The organism is Streptomyces polyasparticus, from assembly GCF_014493765.1.
Taxonomy (GTDB): Bacteria; Actinomycetota; Actinomycetes; order Streptomycetales; family Streptomycetaceae; genus Streptomyces; species Streptomyces polyasparticus.
This window is the reverse complement of the sequence record NZ_JACTVJ010000006.1, coordinates 636,574-660,443: the sequence shown is the minus strand read 5'-3', so window position 1 is coordinate 660,443 and position 23,870 is coordinate 636,574. Positions and strand designations below refer to the sequence as shown.

The following is a 23,870-nucleotide window of genomic DNA, read 5'->3' as shown; positions in this document are numbered from 1 at the left end:
GCGGTTCAGGCTAGTCCAGCGGGCGGCGGCCGGCCGCCGACGCCCTCGCCAGGCACTCCCCGTACAACTGGTGGAATATTCAACTAACGACCGCGGTTGACCCGCCCGAAGGAGGTCACCCCGTGACGCACACGTACTACACCCAGGGAAGCCCCACCGAGCGCTGGGAGCGCGCCGGTCTGTTCTTCGAGGCCAAGGACTACGCGGCCGCGGCCCGGGTGCTCGGCTCGCTGGTCGAGGAGGTTCCGGAGCAGGTCGCTCCCCGGCTGCTGCTCGCCCGCTCGTACTACCACTCCGCGCAACTCACGCGCGCCGAGGCCGAATTGCGTGCCGTCATCGAGCTCGACCCGGTGGAGCACTACGCCCGCCTGATGCTCGGCCGCACCCTGGAGCGGCAGGGCCGCGACGCGGAGGCCGCCGGGCACCTCCGGCTCGCCGAGGCGCTGGGCGCGAGCCTGGACTGAAACACGCGCCGGGTCACTGGAGCGTCCCCACACGGGGTACGGCCGGGGCCGTACCCCGTGCGGGCTAAGACCACAGGTCCCGCCGGGCCGGCGCATGCCAGGATCATCGGGTCGGAGACCCTCGGGAGAGCCCGGGTCCGCGACCTCGGGAAAGCAGTTCATCCTCGGAAGAGCACAGTTCAACGGGCGGACGGCTGACACTGGTGACGCTGAGCGGCAACGCGAAGAGCGGCGGGGTCGTCTCGGCACGCCGGGGCCCGACCCGGCGCCCGGTGGACCGGGTCCGGCTGATCCTCGCGGTGGCCGGGATCCTCCTTGTGACCGGGCTCGCGATCCTCCAGCGGGCCGTGCCGGATCTGCTGCTCGCCCCGATCGTCTTCGCCGCCGGTGTGGTGATGGCCGCGGTGCCCGCGTTCGTCGCCGTCGAGCGGCTGGTCAGAGGCGAGGCCCGGCTCGTCACCAACGGCGTGCTCGCCGCGCTCATCGCGTATCTCGCGGCGCTCGGTCTCAACATCTACGTCCTCGGGCCCGCGCCCGGTGTCCTGCAGCGCGCCCTCGCGCAGACGCACGGCACGGGCGGGAACACCTCCCCGCTGCACCTCTACATCGCCACCGTCGTCGCGTTCATCACGGTCGTCGGCTTCGCCGACCGCTACATGCTGCGCAACGCCGCCTGGGGCGGTCTCGTCGTCACCGCGCTCGCCGCGCTCGTCGGGAACACCGCGACGCTGCCCGGCATACTCCTGACGTTCCTGCTCGGCCGCCTCGTCGCGTTCGCGGTGCGCTGGCTGCGCGGCACGACCGATCCCTCGCCGACCGACGCGGAGGTCGCGGCGGCGCTCGCCGAGACGGATCTGCCGCCGGTGACCAGCAGGCGGATCGCCAACGCGCGGGACGGCACACGGCGTTACGAGGCCTTCACCGACACCGACGAACGGTTCACGGTGACCGTCCTCGACCGCGACCGGATCACCGCCGGTCTGGCGTACCGGCTGTACCAGCGGCTGCGGCTGCGCCGGCCCGCGCAGAGCCAGGGCCTGGTGTCCCTGCAGCATCTGGTCGAGCAGCGCACCCTGCTCGCGCTCGCCGTGCAGCACAGCGGCATCCGCACCCCGCGCCTGGCCGCCGTACGCAAGCTCGGCGCCGACGCGGTGCTGCTCGCGTACGACGAGGTGCCGGGCCGCACCCTCGACCGCCTCGCACCCGAGGAGGTCACCGACGAGCTGCTCACCGAGGTCTGGCAGGTCGCGGAGAATCTGCATCGGCATCAGATCAGCCACCGCCGGATGTCCGCCGACGCGTTTCTCGTCGGCGAGGACGGCAAGGTGTGGCTGACCCGGCTCGAAGCGGGCGGTGTCGCCACCGCCGCGCTGCAGCACCGGCTCGACGATGCGGAACTCCTCGTCACACTCGGCCTGTTGACCGACCCCGAGCGTGCCGTGCGCACGGCGCGCACTGTGCTGGGCGACGACACGCTCGGTGCCGTACTGCCGCTGCTGCGGCCCGCGGGCCTGAGCCTGACGACCCGTTCACGCCTGCGCCGGAACAAGGGTGTCCTGGAGCAGGTGGGCAAGGAGATCCTCGCGACCCAGCCGGAGACTCCGCCGGCGAAGGCCGTGGTGTACGAACGGCTGCAGCCGCGCACGATCCTGTCGGCGCTCGGCGGCTGTGTCGCCGTGTACTTCCTGATCGGGCAGTTCGCCAAGCAGCCGATCGGTGATCTGTTCAAGGGGATCGACTGGCCGTGGGCGCTCCTCGCGCTCGCCGGTGCCGCCGTGACCTATGTGGCGGCCGCGATGAACCTGGCCGGGTTCGTGCCCCAACGGCTGCTCTACTGGCGGCTGTTGCTGGCCCAGCTCGCGGCCTCGTTCGTCACGCTCGTCACGCCGGCAGCGGTCGGCGGGCTCGCCGTGAACACCCGCTTCCTGCAGAAGGCCGGGGTGGCCTCCGGCCTGGCCGTGACATGCATGGCGGCCTCGCAGATCGCGATGTTCGGCGCGTTCCTGCTCCTGGTGATGCTCTTCGGTTCGCTGTCGGGTTCGTCCACGGGCTCGCAGCTGCCGCCCTCGTCGGTGATCGTGACGGTGCTGCTCGCGGTGGCGCTGATCGCGGTGCTCGTCGCGACGGTGCCGCGCCTGCGGAAGTTCGCGCTGGACCGCGTGAAGCCGTACTTCAGCGATGTCGGCCCGCGGATGCTCGAACTGGCCCGTGATCCGGTGCGGTTGTCGTTCGGCATCGGCGGCGCGTTCCTGCTGCCGATCGCCGGCAGTGCGGCGCTGTGGGCTTCGGTGCTCGCGTTCGAGGACGAGAAGCAGGTGCAGTTCGCCACGGTCGCCGTCGTCTTCCTGATCGGCAAGACGGCCGGTTCCTTCGTGCCGACGCCCGGCGGCCTCGGCGCGGTGGAGGCGCTCCTTGCGGGCGGTCTCACGGCGGCGACGGGCATCAGCGGCTCGACGGCGTTCTCCGCCGTGATCCTCTTCCGCCTCCTGACGTTCTGGCTCCCGATCGTCCCCGGCTGGATCGCCACGACGTGGCTGCAGAAGCGCGAAGCGCTCTGAGGTACGGAACCGGGTGCAGGACACGGCCGGCCGCCGGAGGGTTTCCCCCGGCGGCCGGCCGCGCACACAGAGGCCTCAGCCGCGATACGTCTCAAGGAGCCGCAGCCACACCTCGCTGATCGTCGGATACGCCGGGACCGCGTGCCACAGGCGGTCGACCGGGACCTCGCCCGCCACCGCGATCGCGCCGGCCTGGATCAGTTCGCCCGCGCCCGGGCCCGCGAACGTGACGCCGATGACCACCTCGCGGTCGAGGTCGACCAGCATGCGGGCGCGGCCCCGGTAGCCGTCGGCATACAGGGACGCGCCCGCGACCGAGCCCATCTCGTAGTCGACGGCGCGCACCCGGCGCCCGGCGCGCTCCGCCTCGGCGAGGGTGGGGCCGACGGAGGCGACCTCCGGGTCGGTGAAGACCACCTGGGTCACCGCGTCGTGGTCGGCCGTGGCCGCGTGCGCACCCCAGCGGTCCGTCTCCAGGAGCGGTACGCCCTGGGCGCGGGCCGCGATCGCCGCGCCGGCGATCCGCGCCTGGTACTTGCCCTGGTGGGTGAGGAGCGCGCGACCGTTGGCGTCGCCGACCGCGTAGAGCCAGTCGCTGCCGGCGACGCGGCAGCTGTCGTCCACCTCCAGGTACTCGCCCGGGGTGAGCCCCACCGACTCCAGGCCGATGTCGTCGGTGCGCGGCGCGCGCCCCGTGGCGATCAGGATCTCGTCGGCCTCGACGGTGGAACCGTCCGAGAGGGTCACGGTGACGGTCTCTCCCGCGCGGGATACCGAGGTCACGGAGGTCTCGGTGCGCACGTCCGCGCCGGCCTCGCGCAGCGCGTCGGCGACCAGTTCCCCGCAGAACGGCTCCATACGCGGCAGCAGCCCTGCTCCCCGTACGAGCAGAGTGACCTGGGAGCCGAGCGCCTGCCATGCGGTGGCCATCTCGGTGGCCACCACTCCCCCGCCGACCACGATCAGCCGCCCGGGCGCCGCGGCCGCGCTGGTCGCCTCGCGGCTGGTCCAGGCGCGGGCGCCGGCCAGGCCCGGCAGGTCCGGCAGGGCGGCGCGCGTCCCCGTGCAGACGGCGACGGCGTGCCGGGCGGCGAGCACATGGCGCTCGCCCTCGGGGCCCTTGACCTTGACCCGGCGGGCGCCGTCGAGGCGGCCGTGGCCCCGGTAGATCCGGACGCCGATGCCTTCCAGCCAGTCCACCTGGCCGTCGTCCTTCCAGTGGCTGGTGAACGCGTCCCGGTTGGCGAGCACCGCGGCCGTGTCCAGCGGGCCCTGCACCGCGGCGCTCAGCCCCGGCACCTTACGGGCGTCGGAACGGGCGATCACCGGGCGCAGGAGCGCCTTGCTGGGCATGCACGCCCAGTACGAGCACTCGCCGCCGATCAGTTCGCTCTCCACCACCGCGCAGCTCAGGCCCGCGGCCCGTACGCGATCGGCGACGTTCTCGCCCACCGGTCCCGCGCCGATGACCACCACGTCGTATTCGGTCGTCTCCACATGTGCCTGTCCCATGAACGCCAGTCTGGTGGCAGGTGTAGTCCGTGGCCACAGGGGCAGTCGACCCGGCACGGATTCGTCAGCGACATCCGTCCCGGAATAGACCGGAGACTCCCGCAGTTGTGCGGGGCAGCCAGCAGCCGTCGGCGAAATGGTAGGAACACCGTGAGCACCCTTGAACTCACCAAGGAAAACTTCGACGAGATCGTCACCGAGAACGAGTTCGTCCTCATCGACTTCTGGGCCGAGTGGTGCGGCCCGTGCCGGCAGTTCGGGCCGGTCTACGAGGGTGCCTCGGAGCGCCACGACGACCTGGTCTTCGGCAAGGTCGACACGGAGGCGCAGCCCGAGCTGGCCGCCGCCTTCGGCATCCAGTCGATCCCCACGCTCGCGATCATCCGCGACAAGGTCGCGATCTTCGCCCAGCCCGGAGCGCTGCCGGAGTCGGCGCTCGAGGACGTGATCGGGCAGGCCCGCAAGGTGGACATGGACGAGGTCCGCAAGCAGGTCGCCGTCGAGCAGGCCAAGCAGGCGGAACAGGCCGGCCAGAACGGTCAGCCGGAATAGGCCAGGTTTCCGGCCCTACGTGGAAAGGGGGCGTCGTATCCGCGGATACGACGCCCCCTTTCGCGTGGCCCGGAACGGGTAGCCGTCGCTTTCAGGTGGCCTAGAACGGGTAGCCCGCCACGTCCCCGCGCACGGTCGTCCAGCGGACGTCCGTGAACGCCTCGATGTTGGCCGCGCCGCCGAAGCGCGCGCCCGTGCCGGAGGCCGCGATGCCGCCGAAGGGGGCGACGGCCTCGTCGTTCACGGTCTGGTCGTTGATGTGCACGATGCCGGTCGGGATCCGGTCCGCGAGGGCCAGGCCGCGGGCGGTGTCGCGGGTGACGATGCCGAGCGAGAGCCCGTATTCGCTGTCCGCGGCCAGCGCCGCTGCCTCGTCGAGCGTGCCGAAGGACCGTATGGGCGCGACCGGGCCGAAGACCTCCTGGGCGTACGCGGGCGAGGTCTCGTCGACGTCGGCGAGGACGGTCGGCCGGTAGAACAGCTCCTCGTGGGCGCCGCCCGCCGCGAGCCGCGCACCGCTCTTGGTGCTCGCGGTGACCAGGCCGTGCACCTTGGCGAGCTGGCCGGAGTCGATCAGCGGGCCGAGGTGGACCTGGGCGCGGTGTGGGTCGCCGACGGCGAGCGAGTCGGCCTTGGCGGCCAGGCGCTCCACGTACTCCTCGTAGACCGAGGCGTGCACGAGGTGGCGGCCGGTGGTCATGCAGATCTGGCCCTGGTGGAAGAACGAGCCCCAGGCCGCGGTGGAGATCACCGCGTCCAGGTCGGCGTCCTCCAGGACGATCAGGGCGGAGTTGCCGCCGAGTTCCAGGTGGGCGCGCTTGAGGTGGCGGCCCGCGGCCTCGCCCACGGCGCGGCCCGCCGCGGTGGAGCCGGTGAAGGAGATGACCGGGACCAGCGGGTCGGCGACCAGCGACCGGCCGACCTCGGGGCCGCCCGGCAGCACATGCAGGAGGTGCTCGGGCAGGCCGGCCTCCGCGAAGACCGCGGACAGGAAGAGACCGCCGCAGACGGCCGTACGGGGATCGGGCTTGAGCACCACCGCGTTGCCGAGCGCGAGCGCCGGGGCGACGGAACGTATCGACAGGATCAGCGGGGCGTTGAACGGGGCGATCACGCCGGTGACGCCGACGGGGACGCACCGCGTGTACGACAGGCGCGGGGCCTCGGTGGGCAGCACCTCGCCGGTGGGCCGGGAGGCGAGCGCCGCCGCTTCGTAGCACTCCTGGGCCGCGACGTGCAGTTCGAAGCCGGCCTTGCCGGGTATGGAGCCGGACTCGCGCACCAGCCACTCGCTGAGCTCTTCGGCATGCTCGGAGAACAGGTCGCCGGCCTTGCGCAGCACGGCGGCGCGCACGAAGTGCGGGGTGGCCGCCCATGCGGCCTGGGCGGCGCGCGCGGCGGCCGTCGCGGTCGCCACGTCCTCGGGGGAAGCCAGCATCACCCTGGCGAGTTCCTCGCCGGTGGCGGGCTCGGTCACGGCGTGCTCGCCGCCGCCGAGCGGCCGGGACTGCCAGGTCTTGGGGTCGAGCAGGGGCATGCCATGGCTCCAATCAGTCGACGTGGCATCGACAGTCGGTCGAGGTGAGGAGCCGCGGTCCGCAGCGTGGACCGTCAGCTCCCCAGGGGAAGTCCCGTGTAGAGCGCGGCCAGTTCGGCGGCCGCATGGGGGGATTCCGCGATGCGGCGCAGCCGGGCATGCTGCAGCCGCTCCTCGAAGGCGCCCCCACCTGGTTGAGCGTGCAACATCGTAGTCATGTCGAACGAGAATCGGGTGACTTGCCACACACGTTCGAGGCACAACTGTGAATAGGAATCGAGGAGTTGCTCGCTCCCGGTCCGCTCCAGATGCGCGAAGGCACGCCCGAGGAGCCGTACGTCGGAGATGGCCAGATTGAGACCCTTGGCCCCGGTCGGCGGCACGATGTGCGCCGAGTCCCCGGCGAGCAGCAGCCTTCCGTACCGCATGGGCTCGGTGAGGTAACTGCGCATCGGTGTCACGGACTTGGCAGTGATCGGCCCGCGGGCGAGCTGCCAGCCGTCGTCGGTGGCGAAGCGGGCGTCGAGCGTGTCCCAGATCAGCTCGTCGGGCCAGTCGGCCGGATCCGTGCCGTTCGGTACCTGGAGGTAGAGCCGTGACACGGCGGGCGAGCGCATGCTGTGCAGGGCGAAGCCGTCCTGCCCGCGCGCGTAGATCAACTCCTCGCAGGAGGGCGGCACATCGGCCAGGATCCCGAGCCAGGAGTACGGGTAGTCGCGGCCGTAGGTGCGCTGCGCGGGGATCGCGGGCCGGGAGATGCCGTGGAAGCCGTCCGCGCCGACCACCCAGTCGCACTCCAGAGTCTGCTCGCGTCCCTCGTGGCGGAACAGGATGCGCGGCGAGCCGCTGTCCGGCTTCTCGATCTCGTACGCCTCGGCCTCGAACAACAGCGGTGGCCCGTCGGCCAGTTGGAGCGCGATCAGATCCTTCACGATCTCCGTCTGCGCATAGATCGTGACCGTGCGGCCGGCCAGGGACGGGAAGTCGATGTGGTGGCGGGTGCGGTCGAAGCGCAGCTCGATGCCGTGGTGCACCAGGCCTTCTGCGTCGAGCCGGGCGCCGGCGCCGCAGGCGCGCAGGGCCTCGACCGTGCCCTGTTCGAGCATGCCGGCGCGCTGGCGCTGTTCCGCGTACGCACGGGTGCGGGCCTCCAGGACCACGCAGTCGATGCCTTCGAGGTGAAGGAGCCGGGCAAGCAGCAGCCCCGCGGGACCGCCGCCGATGATGCCGACACGGGTGCGCATCAGGCAGGACACCCCCGACGGCCGTCCGGGCGTGCCGCGTCGCTGGTCATCGCCGCCTCCCCTTCAGCCGAGAGCGCTATGAGTCTCGATCTCGGCCGGGCCCCTGTCAACGCACTGCCGCACAACGGGAACCCGTCCCTCTCCTCCCGCTGACCCCACTCCACCCACCTGCTACTTTGCGCGCAATGACCTTCCCGCTCCGACAGGGCGGGGCACGGTGGGGGTGACAGGGGTGGCGACGTCCAATCGGCAGCGCCGGACGACCATCGGCGACGTGGCGCGCGCGGCGGGCGCCTCGATCTCGACGGTCTCGCGCGTGGTCAACGGCGTGGACTCGGTGGACGCGGCGCTCGCGGAGCGCGTACGGCAGGTCATCGTCGAGCTCGGCTACCGGCCGAACGCGGCGGCGCAGGGCCTCGCGCGGGGGCGTTCGGGCACGATCGGCGTCCTGGTGCCCGATCTCGCCAACCCGTACTTCCACGACATGCTCAAGGCGCTGTCCGACGTGGCGCGCGGCAGCGGGCGCCGGGTCCTGGTGATGGACTCGGGCGAGGACCCGTACGAGGAGCGGGAGCTCGCGGACGATCTGATCCGGCACTCGGACGGCATCTTGCTGTGCTCACCGCGGATGCCGCGCTCGGACCTGGCCGATCTCGTCCGGCGCGGCCACCCGATGGTGGTCGCCAACCGGGTGCTGCTCGGCCTCGAACTGCACACCATCACCGCGGACTTCTTCCGCGGCATGCTCGCGGTCTGCGGGCACCTCGCGCAGCTCGGCCACCGCGAGGTGGTCTATCTCGCCGGCCCGGAGGCCTCCTGGGCCAACGCCGAACGGCTGCGTGCGCTCGCCGCCGCGGAGGACTTCGGGCTCACGTTCCGCGCCGTCCCGTGCGGCGCGACCATGGAGGCCGGATACGAGGCGGCGCCCTCGGCTCTCGAAGGCGGCACGCGCGCGGTGGTCGCGTACAACGACTTCGTGGCGCTCGGCGCGCTCGCCCGGTTCAAGGACCTCGGGGTGCGGGTGCCCGAGGACGTCTCCGTGACCGGTTTCGACGACATCGAGATGGCGCGCTACTCCTCGCCCGCGCTGACCACGGTGGGCGTGCCGCGCGGGCGCCTCGCCCGGCTCGCGGGCGAGGCGCTGCTCCGGCAGATGCAGGGGTCCGCCCCGATGGATCCGGAAGCTGTCCCCGTCCAGCTGCAGGTACGGGGGTCGACCGCCGCGCCCGCGTGAGCAGGTCACGGCACCGGCTCAGCTGGACTCCCGCACCACCATCGAAGCCGCAAGCAGATCGTGCACCTCGGGCCCGGCGCCCGGCGCGCGCACAACCCGGTCGAGCAGCTCGGCGAGTACCTGCCCCGACGGCATCTTCAGATGGACGGTGCTGAGCCGGGGGCGGACGAGCCTGCCGAGCAGCAGGTCGTCGGCGCCGATCACGGCCGTCTCGCCGGGCACCTCGACGCCCGCGTCCTGCAGCGCCCGCATCAGGAGCATCGCGTACTCGTCGTTGTACGCGAACACGCCGTCCAGGCCCAACGCCCGCCAGCGCCCCGCCAGTTCGGCCGCCGACTCCTCCGTATAGGCGAGGGGCAGCGGCACGACCTCGGCGCCCGCCGCGGCGGCCGCCTCACGGACGCCTTGGAGACGCGGCTCGGAGAACACCTGCAGGCCCGTCTCCGCGGGCACCACGACCCCGATCCGCCGCCGGCCGCGCTCCACCAGATGCGCACCCGCGCAGCGTCCGACCTCGCGGTGGTCCATGAGCAGCGCATGCGCGCCCGCGACCCGCTCGGGCCCCAGCGTGACCACGGCCTTCGCACCGGCCCGCTTGAGCACCTCGACCTGCCCCGGCGCGAGCATGCCGGGCACGAACACGGCCACCGGCCGCAGCTCCGCCCACGCCCGGGCGGCCTCGTCGCCGCCCATGCCGACGCTGCCGTACTGGACGACGGTGTAGTCGAGACGGCGCAGTGCCCAGTGCAGCTCGTTGAGGAAGTGGCTGAACAGCGGGCCGACCGGGACGTGCGAGGCGGGCATCAGGACCATCCGCGAATGCCCGGCGCGCAGACTGCGCGCGGCGGCGTGCGGCACATAGCCGAGCTCCTCGGCGGCGGCGCGCACGCGGTGCCGGGTGGGTTCGCTGATGCGGACGGAAGAGGTGTTGTTCAGGACGTACGAGACCGTCGCACGGGACACACCGGCGAGCCGGGCCACATCGGCGCTGGTCGGTACCGGCCGGGGCCCCTGCGCTTCCTCGCTCTCGATGGGCGGCTGTCCCGCCTGTTTCGGAATCTGCACCATGACGTGCCGCATCCTTCCAGACGGACTTGTGCCACCCCTTACCGCACACCCTTACCGGCCGGTAACGTGCGGTCCTGCCCGTGCAGCCGACCCCCGAGGTGGCCCATGACACCCGCCCGTACCGCAGGCCTCGCCGAGACCGCCCGGGCGCTGGCCGCCGGTGAGCAGTCCTCCGTCGCCCTCGTCGAGGAGAGTCTCGCCCGGATCGAGGCGACCCAGTCCTCGCTCAACGCGTTTCGCCGGATACGGGCCGAGGCCGCGCTCACCGAGGCCCGCGAGGCCGACCGGCGCCTCGCGTCCGGTGAGCGGCTGCCGCTGCTCGGCGTACCGGTCGCGGTGAAGGACGACATGGACGTCGCCGGGGAGCCGACGGCGTTCGGCTGCGCCGGGGACTTTCCCGTCAAGGAGCGGGACGCGGAGGCCGTACGGCGGCTGCGGGCGGCCGGTGCCGTGATCGTCGGGAAGACGAATACCTCCGAACTGGGGCAGTGGCCGCACGCCGAGGGTCCGGCTTTCGGCAACACCCGCAACCCCTGGAACACCGGCCACACACCGGGCGGTTCGTCCGGCGGCTCGTCGGCCGCCGTCGCCGCCGGTCTTGTGCCGGCCGCGCTCGGGTCGGACGGCGCGGGTTCGGTACGGATCCCGGCCGCCTGGACGCATCTCGTCGGGATCAAGCCGCAGCGCGGCCGGATCTCGTCCTGGCCGGACGCCGAGGCCTTCCAGGGCATCACGGTCAACGGGACGCTCGCCCGCACGGTCGCGGACGCGGCGCTCCTTCTCGACTGCGCGAGCGGCAGCCACGAGGGCGATCTGCACCGGCCGCCCGCGATCCGCGCGGCCGAGGCCGCCGGGCGCGAGCCGGGGCGGCTGCGGATCGCGCTCTCCTTCAAGATGCCGTTCACGGCCACGCCCAAGCGGCTGCACCCCGAGATGCGCGGCGCCGTCACCGCTCTCGCCGAGAAGCTCGCCGCGCTCGGCCACACCGTCAAGTCCGCCGACCCCTCGTACGGACGGATCGGGCTCACCTTCGTGCCGCGCGCCACCGCGGGGATCGCCGAGTGGGTGGAGCGTGTGCCGGACCCCTCGCTGCTCGATCCGCGCACGCGCGAAGCCGCCCGCCTCGGCCGGCTGCTCGGCGGGGCGCCGCTGCGGGCCGCGCGCAAGGCGGAGGCGCGGCTGCACCGGCGGGTCGGGGCGCTGTTCTCCTCGTACGACGTGATCCTGGCGCCCACCACCGCCACTCCCCCGCCGCGGGTCGACACCATCTCCCGGATGGGCGGGCTGCGCACGGACCAGGCGATGATCGCGGCCTGCCCCTACGCATGGACCTGGAACGTGCTCGGCTGGCCCGGCGTGAACGTGCCCGCCGGATTCACCGAGGCCGGTCTGCCGCTGGGGGCACAGCTTCTCGGACCGGAGGGCAGCGAGCCGCTCCTGATCTCGCTGGCGGCGCAGCTGGAGAGCGAGCTCAAGTGGTACGAGCAGTGGCCCGACGCGGCCGTGAGTGTCTGAACCGCCGCCTGCGGAGGGTCAGTTGAGCCGTACAGTGAACGCGTGGACGAGACGTCGATGGTGGGCCTGACAGGACGGGTGACCGGCACGGTCGGGCCCGGGCTCGTCGGCGAGGTGATCGTGCGGATCCGGGGCGGCGCGGAGCATTTCCTCGCGTATCCCGCCTCGGCGAAGGACCGGATCGACACCGGCACGGTGGTGATGATCGTCGAGTACCAGCCACCGCGGACCGTCTATGTCCAGGCGGCATACGGAACTTGACGTACCGGCGGCCGATTTCGTCAGGACCGCAACAACACCTCCCCGGTGTCTTCACCGCTGCCGGGCCGGGCAGGACACTCCCCACACGGCGCCGGTCGGCGCCGTTGACAAGGGGGGTTGCCGATGGGGATCGGCATCGTAGTGGGGCTCGCGGTCGGCGCTCTGGTCGTCGTCGTGATCCTGTTCAAGGCCATGTGGCGGGTCGCCGAACCCAATGAGGCGCTGGTCATCTCCGGTTCCAAGCACCGCACCGAAGGACTCGGCGAGGGCATGGGGTTCCGGATCGTGACCGGGCGCGGCACGCTCGTCATGCCCGGGGTACAGGCCGTACGGCGGCTCTCGCTGGATCTCAACGAGACCGAGCTGTCCGTGGACTGCGTCACCCACCAGGGCATTCCGCTCAAGGTCCGTGGTGTGGTGATCTTCAAGGTCGGCGACGACTTCGTGTCGATCGCCAACGCGGCCCGCCGCTTCCTCGACCAGCAGCGTCTGATGGCCGAGCGCGTGCACAACGTCTTCGCGGGTCATCTCCGGTCCATCGTGGGCGGGTTGACGGTCGAGGACATGATCCGTGACCGGGACAAGCTGACGGGGCAGACCCGGGCCGCGTGCGGTACGGAGATGGAGAAGCTGGGTCTCATCGTGGACTCGCTGCAGATCCACGAGATCGAGGACCCGACCGGATACATCCAGAACCTGGCGATGCCGCACGCCGCGGCCGTCCAGCGCGATGCGCGGATCGCCCAGGCGGAGGCCAACCGGCGGGCCACCGAGGCCGAGCAGCAGGCACAGGCGCGGATGGCGGAGGCCACCAGGGACAGCGAGATCCTGCAGGCCGGCTACAAGGCCGAACGGGACCGGGCGAGCGCCGAGTCGGCGCAGGCCGGCCCGCTCGCCGAGGCGGCCTCGCGGCAGGAGGTCGTGGTGCAGGAGACGCGGGTCGCGGAGCTGGAGGCGCGGCGCAGGGAGCAGCAGCTGCAGGCCGATGTCCGCAAGCCCGCGGACGCCAAGGCGTACGAGACCCGCACCCTCGCCGAGGCCGAACGCGACGCCCGCGTCTCGGCCGCCGAGGCACAGGCCAAGGAGACCGAACTGGCCGGCGCCGCCGACGCGGCGGCGACCCGGGTGACCGGTCAGGCGGACGCCGCCGCGGCCGAGGCGCGGGGTCTGGCGGCGGCCGCGGCGGTACGGGCCAAGGGTCTGGCCGAGGCGGATGCCATCAAGGCGCGGGCGGAGGCGCTCGCGCGGAACCAGGAGGCGGTGATCGCCCAGCAACTGGCCGAGAACTGGCCGGAGATCGTCCGCGCGGGCGCCGGCGCCTTCGAGTCGGTGGACAACATGGTGGTGCTCAACGGGGCCGACGGCATGAGCGATCTGTTCGCGAAGGCCCTCACCATGGGCGGAACCGGGCTCGGTCTCGCACGCCAGCTGATGGCGGCGATGAACGGCAGCGGGCAGGTGAACGGGGAAGGCCGGCTCGACGCGCTGGTCAACGGGAGCGGGCCGGCCAGGACGGAATCCGTACCGGTGGAGGCCATGAGGACGGAACCCGTGCCGCTGGACGAGGACGCACCCCACAAGGCGGACTGACCCGGCCCGCAAGGACGTCGGCCCGGTCTCACCCCCGGGCCAGCGTCCGCCACAGTGCGGGGTCCTCGAAGTTCAGCGCCCACAGCGCCGTGTTGCGGACCCCGTGCTTGCGCAGCACCGGCAGATGGGCCTCGGTGCCGCGCGCGTCCTGGTACCAGACCTCGCGCCGCTGCTTCTTCTCCGTGTACGAGAAGTGGGGCGTCTTCGACACCGGATCGAACCGGTAGCGGGCCCCGACCTTGCGGCGCAGCTCCTCCGCGGACTGCCAGGTGACACCGCGGGCGCGGGTCGGCTTGCCGCTGGCGGCCCAGTCCCAGCCGAACGCGGGCAGCGCCATCTCGATCTTCTCCCTGGGCACGAGCCGCGTGGCGTGCTTCAGGATGTCCTCGTACCAGTCGGGCGAGGAGACGGGCCCGGGCTTTCCGCCCGCCCAGTGCAGGTTGTACGCCATGATCCGCAGCCGGTCGCTGACAGCGCCGAGCCGCCGGTAGTCCCAGATCCGGCCGTTGCCGCGCGCCTGCGGCGACACGGTGGTGATGCACTGCTTGCGCTCGGCGTGCAGGCGGCGGCACAGCTCGGTGATGAACTCGGCGTACCGGGCGCGGACTTCTTCGTACCGGTCGTCCGGGCTGGTCGCATGGGTCTCGTAGTCGATGTCGAGACCGTCGTACGCGCGGCTGCGTACCGTCGTCATCAGGGCGTCGAGATGCCGGGCGCGGCGCTTCGGGTCGGTGACGAGGGCGGCGAGCCGGCCGGGCCCGAGGCGTTCGTGCACCGTGGGCACCACCTTGATCCCGGCCTTGTGCAGCCCGTCGATCACCCGCTTGTCGCCCGCGCCCATGTGCGGCGCGACGCGGCCGTCGTCCTTCGCCTCGTACCAGAACGGGCTGACGGTGTGCAGCTGGTCCCGGTGGCGCAGCGCGGTGCGGTACGCGGCCTCCTGCTCCCAGTACGGCAGCCAGCCGGAGACCGTACGCGGCGCGGGGGCCACCTCCTGGTCGTTGCCGGACGGCTGCCCCGGTGCGGGCGGAGGTGCGGCGGCGAGGGTCAGGGCGAGGGCTGCGGCGGCGAGTGCGATACGGGCTGACATGAGCCGAGCCTGTGGTCCCTGTGCGCTCCCCGCGCTGCGGGCTGCTCCGGACAGGCCCTAACGTGACCCCACCGGAGCGTATGGAGGGTGGAGCAGGAATGACGGAACAGCAGGCGGCCACGCAGGACTGCGTACCGGGCCGCGGCGGACCGCATGCGACGGCGGAGGCCGAGCCGCACGAGGTGGGCGCCGTCCACATGGAGTACGCGCCCGCGCACGACGGTGATCCCGATCCCGGCGAGATCGTGTGGACCTGGGTGCCGTACGAGGAGAACGACGGCCGGGGCAAGGACCGTCCTGTCCTCATCGTGGCCCGCGAGGCCGCCGGCACCCTGCTCGGCATCCAGCTGTCCAGCAAGCGCCATGACCACGACCGAGAGTGGGTCGCGCTCGGCAGCGGGCCCTGGGACAGCTCGGGCCGCGAGTCCTGGGTGGACCTGGACCGGGTCCTGCGGATCCACGAGCGTGGGATGCGCCGTGAGGCGTGTGCGCTGGACCGGGGACGGTTCCAGCTGGTGGCGCTCAAGCTGCGCGAGCGGTACGGGTGGAGCTGAACCGGGCGGTCCCGGTGAGCTGAGCGCTACGGCTTCGGGAAGGCGTGCTCGAACGCGGCGCGGGTGCTGCCCTGCCGGTCGAGCACGCCGAACACCACCCGCTCGAAGTGCCCGGCGAAGCGTCCGCCACCGGTGAGCAACTCCCGGAAGGCACCGGCCACTTGGGCCGGATCGTTCTGGAACACACCGCAGCCCCAGGCACCGAGGACCAGATGCCGGTAGCCGTGGGCGACGGCGGTCTCCAGGACGCGTTCGGCGCGCGCGGCGAGCGCCGCCCCGATGCGGTGCGCCTCGTCCGGGCGGCTGCGGCGGATGACTCCCGCGTTCGGGGCGGGCGAGGTCAGAAAGCCCACGCGGTACGGCTCTTCGAGCAGCTTGCCGCTGTCGTCGCGGAACACCGGCACCGCCGGCGCGTGGACGACCCGGTCCGTGTAGAAGGCGTCGCGGTGCTCGCGGTGGTACGCGTAGAACTCGGGCGCCTCCCGCAGACACGTGTACAGGGCGGAGGCGCGGCAGAGCGCCTCCTCCTGGGCCTGGGCCCCGTTCAGGAAGCCGCCGCCGGGATTGCGGGCGGAGGCGAAGTTGAGCACGGCGACGGGCCGGCCGGTCCCGCTCGCGAGGCGGCGGGCCGCCTGGGTGCTGCTCTCCCCGGTGACCTCGAACTCCGTGGTGTACGCGGCGTCGGGGGCGCAGGCAACCGGGCCGGGGCCGTGCAGCTCCGTACCGGCGCGTGCGGCCTCGATGTCCGCCTTGAGATCGACAGTGCGGCCGGCGGGCGAGGTGTAGCTCCCCGCTGCGACGATGGTCTCGGTCGCCCTGGCGAGCTGGCGCAGGCGTGCGCTCATCGGTGAATCCCCCGTGGTGGTGCGGTAGTGCGTCACCACGCATCCTGCGGGCGAGGGGGCGGCGCGGGCAACGGAATTCTTCCGCTGCCCGCCTGGTCTGGCCCCGCCTGGCCTGTCCCCCGCTGGCCTGTCCCCGGCCTCGTCTGCCCCCGCCCGCCCGGCCTCTGCCCCTTCTCCACCTGCTATTCGTGCGTGTCGAGGAGCTTCGTGATCTGCCGCGAGGCCTCGCGCGCGGTCTCCTCCGGGTCCGCACCCGTCAGGACGTCCGTCATGTAGCGCTTGATCGGGTTGTCGGCCTCGACGGCCGCCCAGCGCGGGGAGTTGGGCGTGGCGCGGCCACGGACCGCACCTTCGGCCATCGCGGCCACGCCCGGCTTCCCGTCGACCACCGAGGCCAGCGTGGTCTTGTTGGGGACGTAGTCCATGGTCGTGGCCAGTTCCTTCTGCCAGCGCTCGCCCGCAAGCGCCTTGACCACGTTCATCGCCGCCCACTCCTGGTCGGTGCGCTCGGGGATGACGAGGTCGGAGCCGCCGGTGAAGACCGCACCCGGCCGGCCCGCCTGCTTGCCCGGTACGGGGAAGTAGCCGATCTTTCCGGCGAGTTCGGGGTTGGCCTCCTCGATCAGCTTCGCGGCACCCGGCACGGTGATGATCTGGGCGACCTTCCCTTTCGCGAACACGTCGGTCTGCGGCGGCGTCTGTTCGTCGGCGTCCTTCGGGCCCTTGCCCAGCGCCTGCAACCGCGCGTAGAAGTCCATTCCCGCGAGGGCCTGAGGGCTCTCCAGCGTGCCGGTCCAGGTGCCGTCCTTGTCGACGGCGAGTTCGCCGCCCTCCTCCCAGATGAATCCGGCGAGGGTGTACCAGTCCTGGCCGGCGAGGTAAATGCCCTGCTGCGAGCCGGAGTTGAGCTCCTCCGTCTGGGCGATCCACTCCTCACGGTCCTTCGGCGGATTCTTGATGCCCGCGGCGGCGAACAGGTCCTTGTTGTAGAGCACGACACGGTTGGCCGCGTACCACGGGATGCCGAACTGGGAGCCGTCGACGGAGCCGGGCTCGGCGAGACCCGGCAGCCAGTCCTCCATGCCGAGGTCCCGCATCGACTCCAGGGACAGGTCGAGCACTCCGCCCTGGTCGACGTACTGCGCCACCTGGGTGTTGCCGATCTCGATCACATCGGGAGCGCTCGCGTCGTCGCTCGCCAAGGCCTCGTTGACCTTCTCGCCGATGCCTGTCCACTCCTGGATACGGATGTCGAGGTCCACATCGCCGTTCTCGGCCTCGTACTCCTTCTCGAACTTCGCGAGGAAGCCCTTCGATGCGCTGTTCTGCATCAGCCACACCGTGACCTTGTCACGCTCCTGTGACCCGCCCATGGACAAGCTTCCGCAGCCTGTCAGCGCAGCCAGCGTCAAGAGGGAAAGGGGCAGAGCGACGGTGCGGTGCTTCACGCGGCTCACCTTCAGCGCAGGGACAGAGAGGATGGCCCGACGTGGGGGAAAGCGCGGTGACGCTTGGACGGGTGTGGCCCTGGAGTTTGGTATGTACCAATGCGTCGGTCAAGAGGCCTGGGGGTCCCATCTCACTCCGTGACACATGGTGCTCACGGAGCCTTCCCCTCCATCTCGCGCGGCACCTTCGTATCAGGCACCGTGGAGTGACCGAATCGACCACCCCAAAGGAGTGCGACCGCCATGTCGGACCACACGTACCGGGTCACGGAGATCGTCGGCACCTCCACGGAAGGAATCGACCAGGCCGTACACAACGGGATCGCCCGTGCCGCGCAGACGCTGCGGGGTCTTGACTGGTTCGAGGTGACGCAGGTGCGCGGCCATATCGAGAACGGTGAGGTGGCCCACTTCCAGGTGGGTCTGAAGGTGGGCTTCCGCCTGGAGGACACCGAGTAACGGCCAGCGGCTTCGGTGCCACCGCCCGCTCACGTGCTTCGGCGTCGCCGCCCCCTCACCCTCAGGTGCGGCCTTCGGTCTCCTGCGCCTCCTTCAGGGCCTGCGAGGAGTCGGCCCAGCGGGCCCGTACGACCTTGAAGCCGGCGCGTTCGGCGGCGTCGCACACCAGCTCGTCGTCGTCCACGAGCATCCGCACCTCACGGCCGCGGGCCAGCCTGCGCAGCACCTCGAGCTTGGTGATGCGGGCGGGCCTGCGGTCGCTGTCGCGCCGCATGTGCATCCGGCCCTCGGGCAGCCCGTGCCGCGCGAGCCACGCCACGGTGTCGGCGCGGCAGCGCTCGGGGCGGCCGGTGAGGTACTGGATCTCGCACTCCTCGGCGCTCTGCAGGACCAGCTCGATGCCGCGCGCGAGCGGCAGGTCCTCGGGTGCCGCGGCGAAGAATCCGGTCCAGTCGCGCGGCTTGCGCTCCAGGAAGCGCTGCCGGTGTGCGGTGTCGGCGAGGGTGTTGTCCAGGTCGAACACGGCGACCGGGCGGCGTACGGCATCCATGGCACCCACCCTAACCAGGGAATCCTGAGCGTTCGCGAGCGTTGTACGGGACGTGACTTCCGCCGACGCAGCCGCCTCAGCCCTCGCACGGACCCGTCTCTCCGTACTCGACCGCTCCCGTACGCGCACCGGGCAGGATCCCGCGCGCTCACTGCGGGACACGGTGCGGTTCGCGCAGCAGGTGGAGGCGCTCGGCAGGTTCCACCGCTTCTGGGTGGCCGAGCACCACAGCGTGCCCGGTGTCGCGGGTTCGGCGCCGACCGTGCTCGCCGCGGGTATCGCGGCGGCCACCTCCACGATCCGGGTGGGCACGGGTGGCGTGATGCTGCCGAACCACCAACCCCTGGTCGTGGCCGAGCAGTTCGGGGTGCTCGACGCGCTGTATCCCGGCCGGATCGACATGGGGCTCGGTCGCAGCGTCGGCTTCACGGGCGGGGTGCGCAAGGCGCTCGGGCACGACAAGGACGACGCGGAGGACTTTGCCGGCCAGCTGGAGGTGCTGCTCGGCTATCTCACCGGCACGCAGACGGCCCACCCCCAGGTGCACGCGTATCCCGCGGAGGGGCGGCGGATACCGCCGTTCGTCCTGGCGATGGGCGAGGGCGCGGACATCGCGGCGGACGCCGGGCTGCCGCTGGTGATCGGCGATCTGCGCGGCCGCGCGCGGATGGTGGCGGCGATCGGCCGCTACCGCGACGGATTCAAGCCCTCCGTCTGGGCGGACGAGCCGTACGTGATGATCGCGGGCGAGGTCGCGATCGGCGAGACGGCCGAGGCGGCGCGCCGGCTCCTGATCCCCGAGGCGTGGTCGATGGCGTACTCCCGTACACACGGCGTCTTCCCGGCCTTGGAGCCCGTCGAGGAGACCCTGGCCCGCGACATGACCCCCAAGGAGCGCGAACTCTTCGAGTCGGGACTCCAGGGCAAGCTGTACGGCACGGAGACCGAGGTGGCAGCCGCACTGGCGGAGGTGATCACGGCGACGGGCGCGGACGAGGTGATGGTCACGACCTCGACGTACGACCGCGACGAGCTGCTGGCGTCGTTCGCACGGCTGGCGAACCTTTGAGCCCCTGCGGCGTTTGAGCAGACCATCCAGCCCCTGCGGCGTTTGAGCAGATCCGAACGAAGTTCGGATGCCGGGGTCCGGGGCGCAGCCCCGGTTTCGGGAAGGGGCGGGGCGGGGAGAAGAGCCCGCCGCAGGCGCACCGACCCGCACCCCCACCCACCCGCGCCCAACAAGCCCCGACCTGGGACAATGGGGCCAACCCCACCCCGGAGCACCCCCACATGCACGACCAAGAAATCCGCATCCGCGGAGCCCGCGAGCACAACCTCCGATCCGTGGACGTCGACATCCCCCGCGACCGCCTCGTCGTGTTCACCGGCGTCTCCGGATCCGGCAAGTCCTCCCTCGCCTTCGGCACCGTCTACGCCGAGGCCCAGCGCCGCTACTTCGAATCGGTCGCCCCGTACGCCCGCCGGCTGATCCACCAGATCGGCGCCCCGAAGGTCGGCGAGATCACCGGCCTGCCCCCGGCGGTCTCGCTCCAGCAGCGCCGTACGACGCCGACCTCGCGTTCCAGCGTCGGCACGGTCACCACCCTGTCCAACTCGCTGCGCATGCTCTTCTCCCGCGCGGGCGACTACCCGGCCGGCGCCGAGCGCCTCGACTCGGACGCCTTCTCTGCGAACACCGCCGTCGGCGCCTGCCCCGCCTGCCACGGCCTGGGCCGCGTCCACCGCACCACCGAGGACCTGCTCGTCCCCGATCCCTCCCTCTCGATCCGCGAGGGCGCGATCGCCGCCTGGCCCGGCGCGTGGCAGGGCAAGAACCTGCGGGACATCCTGGACGCCCTCGGCTACGACGTGGACCGGCCCTGGCGGGAGCTGAAGCAGGCGGACCGCGACTGGATCCTGTTCACGGAGGAGCAGCCGGTCGCCACCGTGCATCCGGTGCGCGACGCCGAGCGGATCCAACGCCCTTACCAGGGCACGTACATGAGCGCTCGGCACTACGTCCTGAAGACCTTCGCGGAGTCGAAGAGCCAGACCCTGCGGAGCAAGGCCGAGCGCTTCCTCGAGAGCACCCCGTGCGCGACCTGCGGCGGCAGCCGGCTGCGACCCGAGGCACTCGCCGTCACCTTTGCGGGCCGCACCATCGCCGAACTGGCCGCGCTCCCCCTCGACCGCCTGGCCGCCCTGCTCGCCGAAGCCCACGGCGACGAGACCGTCCAGGTGCTCACCGCCGATCTGCTCGCCCGGATCGCGGTCGTCACCGAACTCGGCCTCGGCTATCTGGCCCTCGACCGCCCGACGCCCACCCTGTCCGCCGGCGAGCTCCAACGCCTGCGCCTTGCCACGCAGTTGCGGTCGGGCCTGTTCGGCGTGGTCTACGTACTCGACGAGCCGTCCGCCGGTCTGCATCCGGCCGACACCGAGGCACTGCTCGCGGTACTGCGCCGCCTCAAGGCCGCGGGAAACTCGGTCTTCGTCGTCGAACACCACCTGGAGGTCGTCCGCGAGGCGGACTGGCTGGTCGATGTGGGACCCGGAGCCGGCGAGCACGGCGGCCGGGTGCTGCACAGCGGCCCGGTCGCGGAGCTCGCGGATGTCGCCGAGTCGGCCACGGCCCGCCATCTGTTCGCCCGCGACAGCGCTCCGGTACGTGAACTCCGTACACCTGACGGCTGGTTGAAGCTCACAGGCGTCGAGCTGCACAATCTGCGCGGGGTCGACGCCGAGTTCCCACTCGGGGTGTTCACAGCCGTCACCGGCGTCTCGGGATCGGGCAAGACCACCCTGGTCGGCCAGGCCCTCGCGCCACTGCTGGCGGGCGAGCCGGGCCCCGGCCGCCTCGACGGTGCGGTCGACCGCGTCGTCCAGGTCGACCAGCGGCCCATCGGCCGTACCCCGCGCTCCAATCTCGCCACGTACACCGGGCTCTTCGACGTCGTACGGAAGGTCTTCGCGGAATCCGACGAGGCGCGGGCACGCGGTTACAAGGCCGGGCGGTTCTCGTTCAACGTGGCCGGGGGCCGGTGCGAGACCTGCCAGGGGGAGGGCTTCGTCTCGGTGGAGCTGCTCTTCCTGCCCAGCACGTACTCCCCCTGCCCGGACTGCCACGGCGCCCGCTACAACTCCGAGACACTGCAGGTCGCTTACCGGGGCCGTTCCATCGCCGAGGTGCTCGACCTGTCCGTGGAGGCGGCCGCGGAGTTCCTCGCCGGGATCCCCGCCGCCGCCCGCTCCTTGCAGACGCTCCTGGACGTGGGCCTCGGACATCTGCGGCTCGGGCAGCCCGCGACGGAGCTGTCGGGCGGCGAGGCCCAGCGGATCAAGCTCGCCACGGAACTGCAGCGCACGCGGCGCGGACACACTCTGTATCTGCTCGACGAGCCGACCACCGGGCTGCATCCGGCCGATGTCGAGGTGCTGATGCGCCAGTTGCACGGTCTGGTCGACGCCGGCCACACCGTCATCGTCGTCGAGCACGACATGGACGTGGTCGCGGGCGCGGACTGGGTGATCGACCTGGGTCCGGGCGGCGGCGCCGACGGCGGCCGCATCGTGGCGGCGGGCCCGCCCGCCGAGGTCGCCCGTACGGCCGGCAGCCGGACCGCCTCGTATCTGGCGGCCCGGCTGGGGAGTTGATGCACCGGCCGCTGGGTCCCGGCGATCAGACGGCCGCCCCGGGCGACTTCGCCGGCGCCACATGAGCGAACCAGCGGGCCGTCTCCTCATCGGTGAGGACACGCTCCAGGACGAGATCGCCCTTCATGCCGGGGAAGAACCGTCCGGCCGGCCAGCCGCGCTGATACGGCGGCGGGTCGAGCACAAGGAGCCGCGCACCGTCGACGACGGGTATGTCCACCGGCGCGCCCTCGTTCCAGATCCAACTGCCGTCCGCGGCGACCAGGTTGAACGAGCCGGTGGTCGGCACCTGCCCGGGCGCGTCCCGGCACACGGCCGCCTCCTGCGCCGAGGGGACATACGCGTCCACATGGCCACCGCCCGCGAGCAAGTGGGCGAGCAGTGTGTGCAGCTGGAAGTTGTCGCCGATGCCGCTCATGCGCAGCGCATAGCCCCTGCCGCTCGCATGGTCCAGGGCGACGAGCGGTTCTTCGTCGAGGACCATCAGTGCGTACGTGAGGCACTTGAAGTCATGCCCTGACGCCTCCTCGACGGGGCGCAGCAGGGCGAGCACCTCGCTGCGCAGGGCCGGGTCGAGCGAGGTGCGGACGGCCGGGTGGTTGAGCATGGCCACCGCGGCCATCTCCCACTGCTGCAGCGTCCACCAGGCCATGGCCGCGTGCGGGCCGACACGTTCGAGCAGGGCGTCGTCCACGGCGGAGCTCTCCGGGTCGGGCAGCTCGCCGCCGCCGGTGGCCGCCCAGCGCTCGCAGAACTCCCCCGCCCCGCGCACGGCGTCGAGCAGCCCCTCGAAGACGGCGGGTGCGCAGGGCACGGCATCGGCGCCGCGTTCCACACACGCGCCCACGATCACGGCGACCGTGCCGCGCGGCCCCGGCGGCACGTCCATGAGCAGGCCGGCCAGACGGGCCCCGGCGGCCTGGACCTCCGGTTCCCCGGCTTCCCCGAAGTGCTCGTGCAGGGCGCCGAACGCCTGCTCCGCACGGTCGGCGTCCTGTGCGCGTACGGCGGTCTCGAAGTCCGCTACAGCTTCGAGCAGCCGCCCCTTCTGCTGTCGTCTGAAGATCATGCCGCGCAGCGTAGTCACCACCACCGACAACGACGGGGGCGGGGCGGGACCGGCATCACCGCCGGCCCCGTCCCGCCCTGTCCAGCGCCTACTTGGGCGCGACGAACTGCACATCCAGGTGGATCTTCACGACCTCGCCGAGCAGGCCCGGCGCGAAGGTCAGGCCGAATTCGCTGCGCCGGATCTCGCCGGTCGCCTCGAAGCCCGCGTGCTTGCTGCCGTCCATCGGCACGTCCACGACTCCGCCGAACTCCACGGCAAAGGTGATCGGCCGGGTGACGTCGCCGATGGTCAGATCGCCTTCCATCGTCCAGTCCTCGCCCTCACCCGCGAGCTTCGTCGAGCGGAAGCTCATCGTGGGGCGGCTGGCGACATCGAGCAGATCCGATGCGCGGACATGGGCATCACGGTCGGCGTTGCCGGTGTTGATGGATTCCAGGGCCACCGTCGCGGTCACCGAGGACTCGGCGAGGGTCTCGCCGACGACCAGTGAGGCGTCGAGCTGGTCGAAACGGCCGCGCACCTTGGAGATACCGAGGTGGCGAATGGTGAAACCGACCGCCGAGTGGAACGGGTCGAAGGCCCAGGTGCCGGCGGTCAGAGGGAGTGTGGTGGTCGGTGAAGTCGTCATGGCTCAACCCTGGCCCGGGGCAAGGGAGTCAGGAA

Annotated in this window: 21 protein-coding genes; 11 read left to right on the top strand and 10 right to left on the bottom strand. The window is 71.8% G+C overall.

Translation table 11 applies throughout. The features are described from left to right. The first annotated feature begins 122 nt into the window (after positions 1-122). Both H9Y04_RS14865 and H9Y04_RS14860 read left to right on the top strand, forming a co-directional pair. Positions 123-464 (top strand): tetratricopeptide repeat protein, encoded by a 342-nt coding sequence (locus H9Y04_RS14865; protein ID WP_187814286.1) that lies wholly within the window; start codon positions 123-125, stop codon positions 462-464. Between the two features lie 203 nt (positions 465-667). After that, a complete protein-coding gene (locus H9Y04_RS14860; protein ID WP_187814285.1) occupies positions 668-3,022 on the top strand; it encodes a lysylphosphatidylglycerol synthase transmembrane domain-containing protein in 2,355 nt (784 codons plus the stop codon). Between the two features lie 75 nt (positions 3,023-3,097). Here the strand turns inward: H9Y04_RS14860 and H9Y04_RS14855 are convergent, their stop codons facing one another. Further along, complete coding sequence (locus tag H9Y04_RS14855; RefSeq protein ID WP_187814284.1) at positions 3,098-4,534, bottom strand: dihydrolipoyl dehydrogenase family protein; 1,437 nt, start codon at positions 4,532-4,534, stop codon at positions 3,098-3,100. Between the two features lie 150 nt (positions 4,535-4,684). Here H9Y04_RS14855 and H9Y04_RS14850 point away from each other — a divergent pair, with 150 nt between their 5' ends. Beyond that, complete coding sequence (locus H9Y04_RS14850; RefSeq protein WP_308800981.1) at positions 4,685-5,086, top strand: thioredoxin family protein; 402 nt, start codon at positions 4,685-4,687, stop codon at positions 5,084-5,086. A 100-nt stretch (positions 5,087-5,186) separates the two neighbouring features. Here the strand turns inward: H9Y04_RS14850 and H9Y04_RS14845 are convergent, their stop codons facing one another. Next, the gene (locus tag H9Y04_RS14845; protein ID WP_187814282.1) at positions 5,187-6,623 is read right to left on the bottom strand and encodes a benzaldehyde dehydrogenase; all 1,437 of its coding nucleotides are present in this window, start codon (positions 6,621-6,623) and stop codon (positions 5,187-5,189) included. Between the two features lie 74 nt (positions 6,624-6,697). Then, entirely contained in the window at positions 6,698-7,867 is a 1,170-nt protein-coding gene (locus H9Y04_RS14840; RefSeq protein ID WP_187814281.1) for a 4-hydroxybenzoate 3-monooxygenase, read from the bottom strand. A gap of 232 nt (positions 7,868-8,099) precedes the next feature. Here H9Y04_RS14840 and H9Y04_RS14835 point away from each other — a divergent pair, with 232 nt between their 5' ends. Continuing rightward, positions 8,100-9,101, top strand: coding sequence for a LacI family DNA-binding transcriptional regulator (locus tag H9Y04_RS14835; RefSeq protein ID WP_308800980.1), 1,002 nt, complete (start codon positions 8,100-8,102; stop codon positions 9,099-9,101). 18 nt (positions 9,102-9,119) lie between these two features. Here the strand turns inward: H9Y04_RS14835 and H9Y04_RS14830 are convergent, their stop codons facing one another. After that, positions 9,120-10,169 (bottom strand): LacI family DNA-binding transcriptional regulator, encoded by a 1,050-nt coding sequence (locus tag H9Y04_RS14830; RefSeq protein WP_236070802.1) that lies wholly within the window; start codon positions 10,167-10,169, stop codon positions 9,120-9,122. 105 nt (positions 10,170-10,274) lie between these two features. Between H9Y04_RS14830 and H9Y04_RS14825 the strand changes: the two genes are divergently transcribed. From H9Y04_RS14825 to H9Y04_RS14815, 3 genes are all read left to right on the top strand, one after another. After that, positions 10,275-11,684 (top strand): amidase, encoded by a 1,410-nt coding sequence (locus H9Y04_RS14825; RefSeq protein ID WP_187814278.1) that lies wholly within the window; start codon positions 10,275-10,277, stop codon positions 11,682-11,684. A gap of 57 nt (positions 11,685-11,741) precedes the next feature. Then, positions 11,742-11,945 (top strand): NfeD C-terminal domain-containing protein, encoded by a 204-nt coding sequence (locus H9Y04_RS14820; protein ID WP_187814460.1) that lies wholly within the window; start codon positions 11,742-11,744, stop codon positions 11,943-11,945. Positions 11,946-12,068: 123 nt separating this feature from the next. After that, complete coding sequence (locus H9Y04_RS14815; RefSeq protein ID WP_187814277.1) at positions 12,069-13,535, top strand: flotillin family protein; 1,467 nt, start codon at positions 12,069-12,071, stop codon at positions 13,533-13,535. Positions 13,536-13,563: 28 nt separating this feature from the next. On the opposite strand, the gene H9Y04_RS14810 is transcribed toward H9Y04_RS14815, so the two are convergent. Beyond that, positions 13,564-14,625 carry a glycosyl hydrolase family 18 protein gene (locus H9Y04_RS14810; protein ID WP_187814276.1) on the bottom strand — a complete coding sequence of 354 codons (1,062 nt, stop codon included), beginning with the start codon at positions 14,623-14,625 and terminating at the stop codon, positions 13,564-13,566. A gap of 98 nt (positions 14,626-14,723) precedes the next feature. On the opposite strand from H9Y04_RS14810, the gene H9Y04_RS14805 reads away from it, so the two are divergent. Then, complete coding sequence (locus H9Y04_RS14805; protein WP_187814275.1) at positions 14,724-15,179, top strand: type II toxin-antitoxin system PemK/MazF family toxin; 456 nt, start codon at positions 14,724-14,726, stop codon at positions 15,177-15,179. A 26-nt stretch (positions 15,180-15,205) separates the two neighbouring features. On the opposite strand, the gene H9Y04_RS14800 is transcribed toward H9Y04_RS14805, so the two are convergent. Together H9Y04_RS14800 and H9Y04_RS14795 are read right to left on the bottom strand one after the other, a co-directional pair. Next, complete coding sequence (locus H9Y04_RS14800) at positions 15,206-16,024, bottom strand: TIGR02452 family protein (RefSeq protein ID WP_187814274.1); 819 nt, start codon at positions 16,022-16,024, stop codon at positions 15,206-15,208. Positions 16,025-16,206: 182 nt separating this feature from the next. After that, the gene (locus tag H9Y04_RS14795; protein WP_187814273.1) at positions 16,207-17,472 is read right to left on the bottom strand and encodes an extracellular solute-binding protein; all 1,266 of its coding nucleotides are present in this window, start codon (positions 17,470-17,472) and stop codon (positions 16,207-16,209) included. A gap of 243 nt (positions 17,473-17,715) precedes the next feature. Between H9Y04_RS14795 and H9Y04_RS14790 the strand changes: the two genes are divergently transcribed. Then, positions 17,716-17,931 carry a dodecin gene (locus H9Y04_RS14790; protein WP_187814272.1) on the top strand — a complete coding sequence of 72 codons (216 nt, stop codon included), beginning with the start codon at positions 17,716-17,718 and terminating at the stop codon, positions 17,929-17,931. Between the two features lie 61 nt (positions 17,932-17,992). Here H9Y04_RS14790 and H9Y04_RS14785 read toward each other — a convergent pair whose 3' ends face one another. Next, complete coding sequence (locus tag H9Y04_RS14785) at positions 17,993-18,481, bottom strand: phosphatase domain-containing protein (RefSeq protein ID WP_187814271.1); 489 nt, start codon at positions 18,479-18,481, stop codon at positions 17,993-17,995. Positions 18,482-18,533: 52 nt separating this feature from the next. On the opposite strand from H9Y04_RS14785, the gene H9Y04_RS14780 reads away from it, so the two are divergent. Next, positions 18,534-19,550: an LLM class flavin-dependent oxidoreductase gene (locus H9Y04_RS14780; RefSeq protein WP_187814270.1), complete on the top strand. Its 1,017-nt coding sequence runs from the start codon at positions 18,534-18,536 to the stop codon at positions 19,548-19,550. A gap of 221 nt (positions 19,551-19,771) precedes the next feature. Continuing rightward, a complete protein-coding gene (locus H9Y04_RS14775; RefSeq protein ID WP_187814269.1) occupies positions 19,772-22,135 on the top strand; it encodes an excinuclease ABC subunit UvrA in 2,364 nt (787 codons plus the stop codon). A gap of 25 nt (positions 22,136-22,160) precedes the next feature. Here the strand turns inward: H9Y04_RS14775 and H9Y04_RS14770 are convergent, their stop codons facing one another. Beyond that, complete coding sequence (locus tag H9Y04_RS14770; RefSeq protein ID WP_187814268.1) at positions 22,161-23,204, bottom strand: hypothetical protein; 1,044 nt, start codon at positions 23,202-23,204, stop codon at positions 22,161-22,163. 88 nt (positions 23,205-23,292) lie between these two features. Continuing rightward, a complete protein-coding gene (locus tag H9Y04_RS14765) occupies positions 23,293-23,835 on the bottom strand; it encodes a YceI family protein (RefSeq protein WP_187814267.1) in 543 nt (180 codons plus the stop codon). Between the last annotated feature and the right edge of the window lie 35 nt (positions 23,836-23,870).

What these genes read in the sequence shown, in the direction of transcription:
- H9Y04_RS14855 (WP_187814284.1), bottom strand. Translation starts at nt 4,534, where the DNA reads ATGGGACAGGCACATGTGGAGACGACCGAATACGACGTGGTGGTCATC.
- H9Y04_RS14845 (WP_187814282.1), bottom strand. Translation starts at nt 6,623, where the DNA reads ATGCCCCTGCTCGACCCCAAGACCTGGCAGTCCCGGCCGCTCGGCGGC.
- H9Y04_RS14840 (WP_187814281.1), bottom strand. Translation starts at nt 7,867, where the DNA reads ATGCGCACCCGTGTCGGCATCATCGGCGGCGGTCCCGCGGGGCTGCTG.
- H9Y04_RS14830 (WP_236070802.1), bottom strand. Translation starts at nt 10,169, where the DNA reads ATGGTGCAGATTCCGAAACAGGCGGGACAGCCGCCCATCGAGAGCGAG.
- H9Y04_RS14825 (WP_187814278.1), top strand. Translation starts at nt 10,275, where the DNA reads ATGACACCCGCCCGTACCGCAGGCCTCGCCGAGACCGCCCGGGCGCTG.
- H9Y04_RS14820 (WP_187814460.1), top strand. Translation starts at nt 11,742, where the DNA reads ATGGTGGGCCTGACAGGACGGGTGACCGGCACGGTCGGGCCCGGGCTC.
- H9Y04_RS14815 (WP_187814277.1), top strand. Translation starts at nt 12,069, where the DNA reads ATGGGGATCGGCATCGTAGTGGGGCTCGCGGTCGGCGCTCTGGTCGTC.
- H9Y04_RS14810 (WP_187814276.1), bottom strand. Translation starts at nt 14,625, where the DNA reads ATGTCAGCCCGTATCGCACTCGCCGCCGCAGCCCTCGCCCTGACCCTC.
- H9Y04_RS14805 (WP_187814275.1), top strand. Translation starts at nt 14,724, where the DNA reads ATGACGGAACAGCAGGCGGCCACGCAGGACTGCGTACCGGGCCGCGGC.
- H9Y04_RS14800 (WP_187814274.1), bottom strand. Translation starts at nt 16,024, where the DNA reads ATGAGCGCACGCCTGCGCCAGCTCGCCAGGGCGACCGAGACCATCGTC.
- H9Y04_RS14790 (WP_187814272.1), top strand. Translation starts at nt 17,716, where the DNA reads ATGTCGGACCACACGTACCGGGTCACGGAGATCGTCGGCACCTCCACG.
- H9Y04_RS14785 (WP_187814271.1), bottom strand. Translation starts at nt 18,481, where the DNA reads ATGGATGCCGTACGCCGCCCGGTCGCCGTGTTCGACCTGGACAACACC.
- H9Y04_RS14775 (WP_187814269.1), top strand. Translation starts at nt 19,772, where the DNA reads ATGCACGACCAAGAAATCCGCATCCGCGGAGCCCGCGAGCACAACCTC.
- H9Y04_RS14770 (WP_187814268.1), bottom strand. Translation starts at nt 23,204, where the DNA reads ATGATCTTCAGACGACAGCAGAAGGGGCGGCTGCTCGAAGCTGTAGCG.
- H9Y04_RS14765 (WP_187814267.1), bottom strand. Translation starts at nt 23,835, where the DNA reads ATGACGACTTCACCGACCACCACACTCCCTCTGACCGCCGGCACCTGG.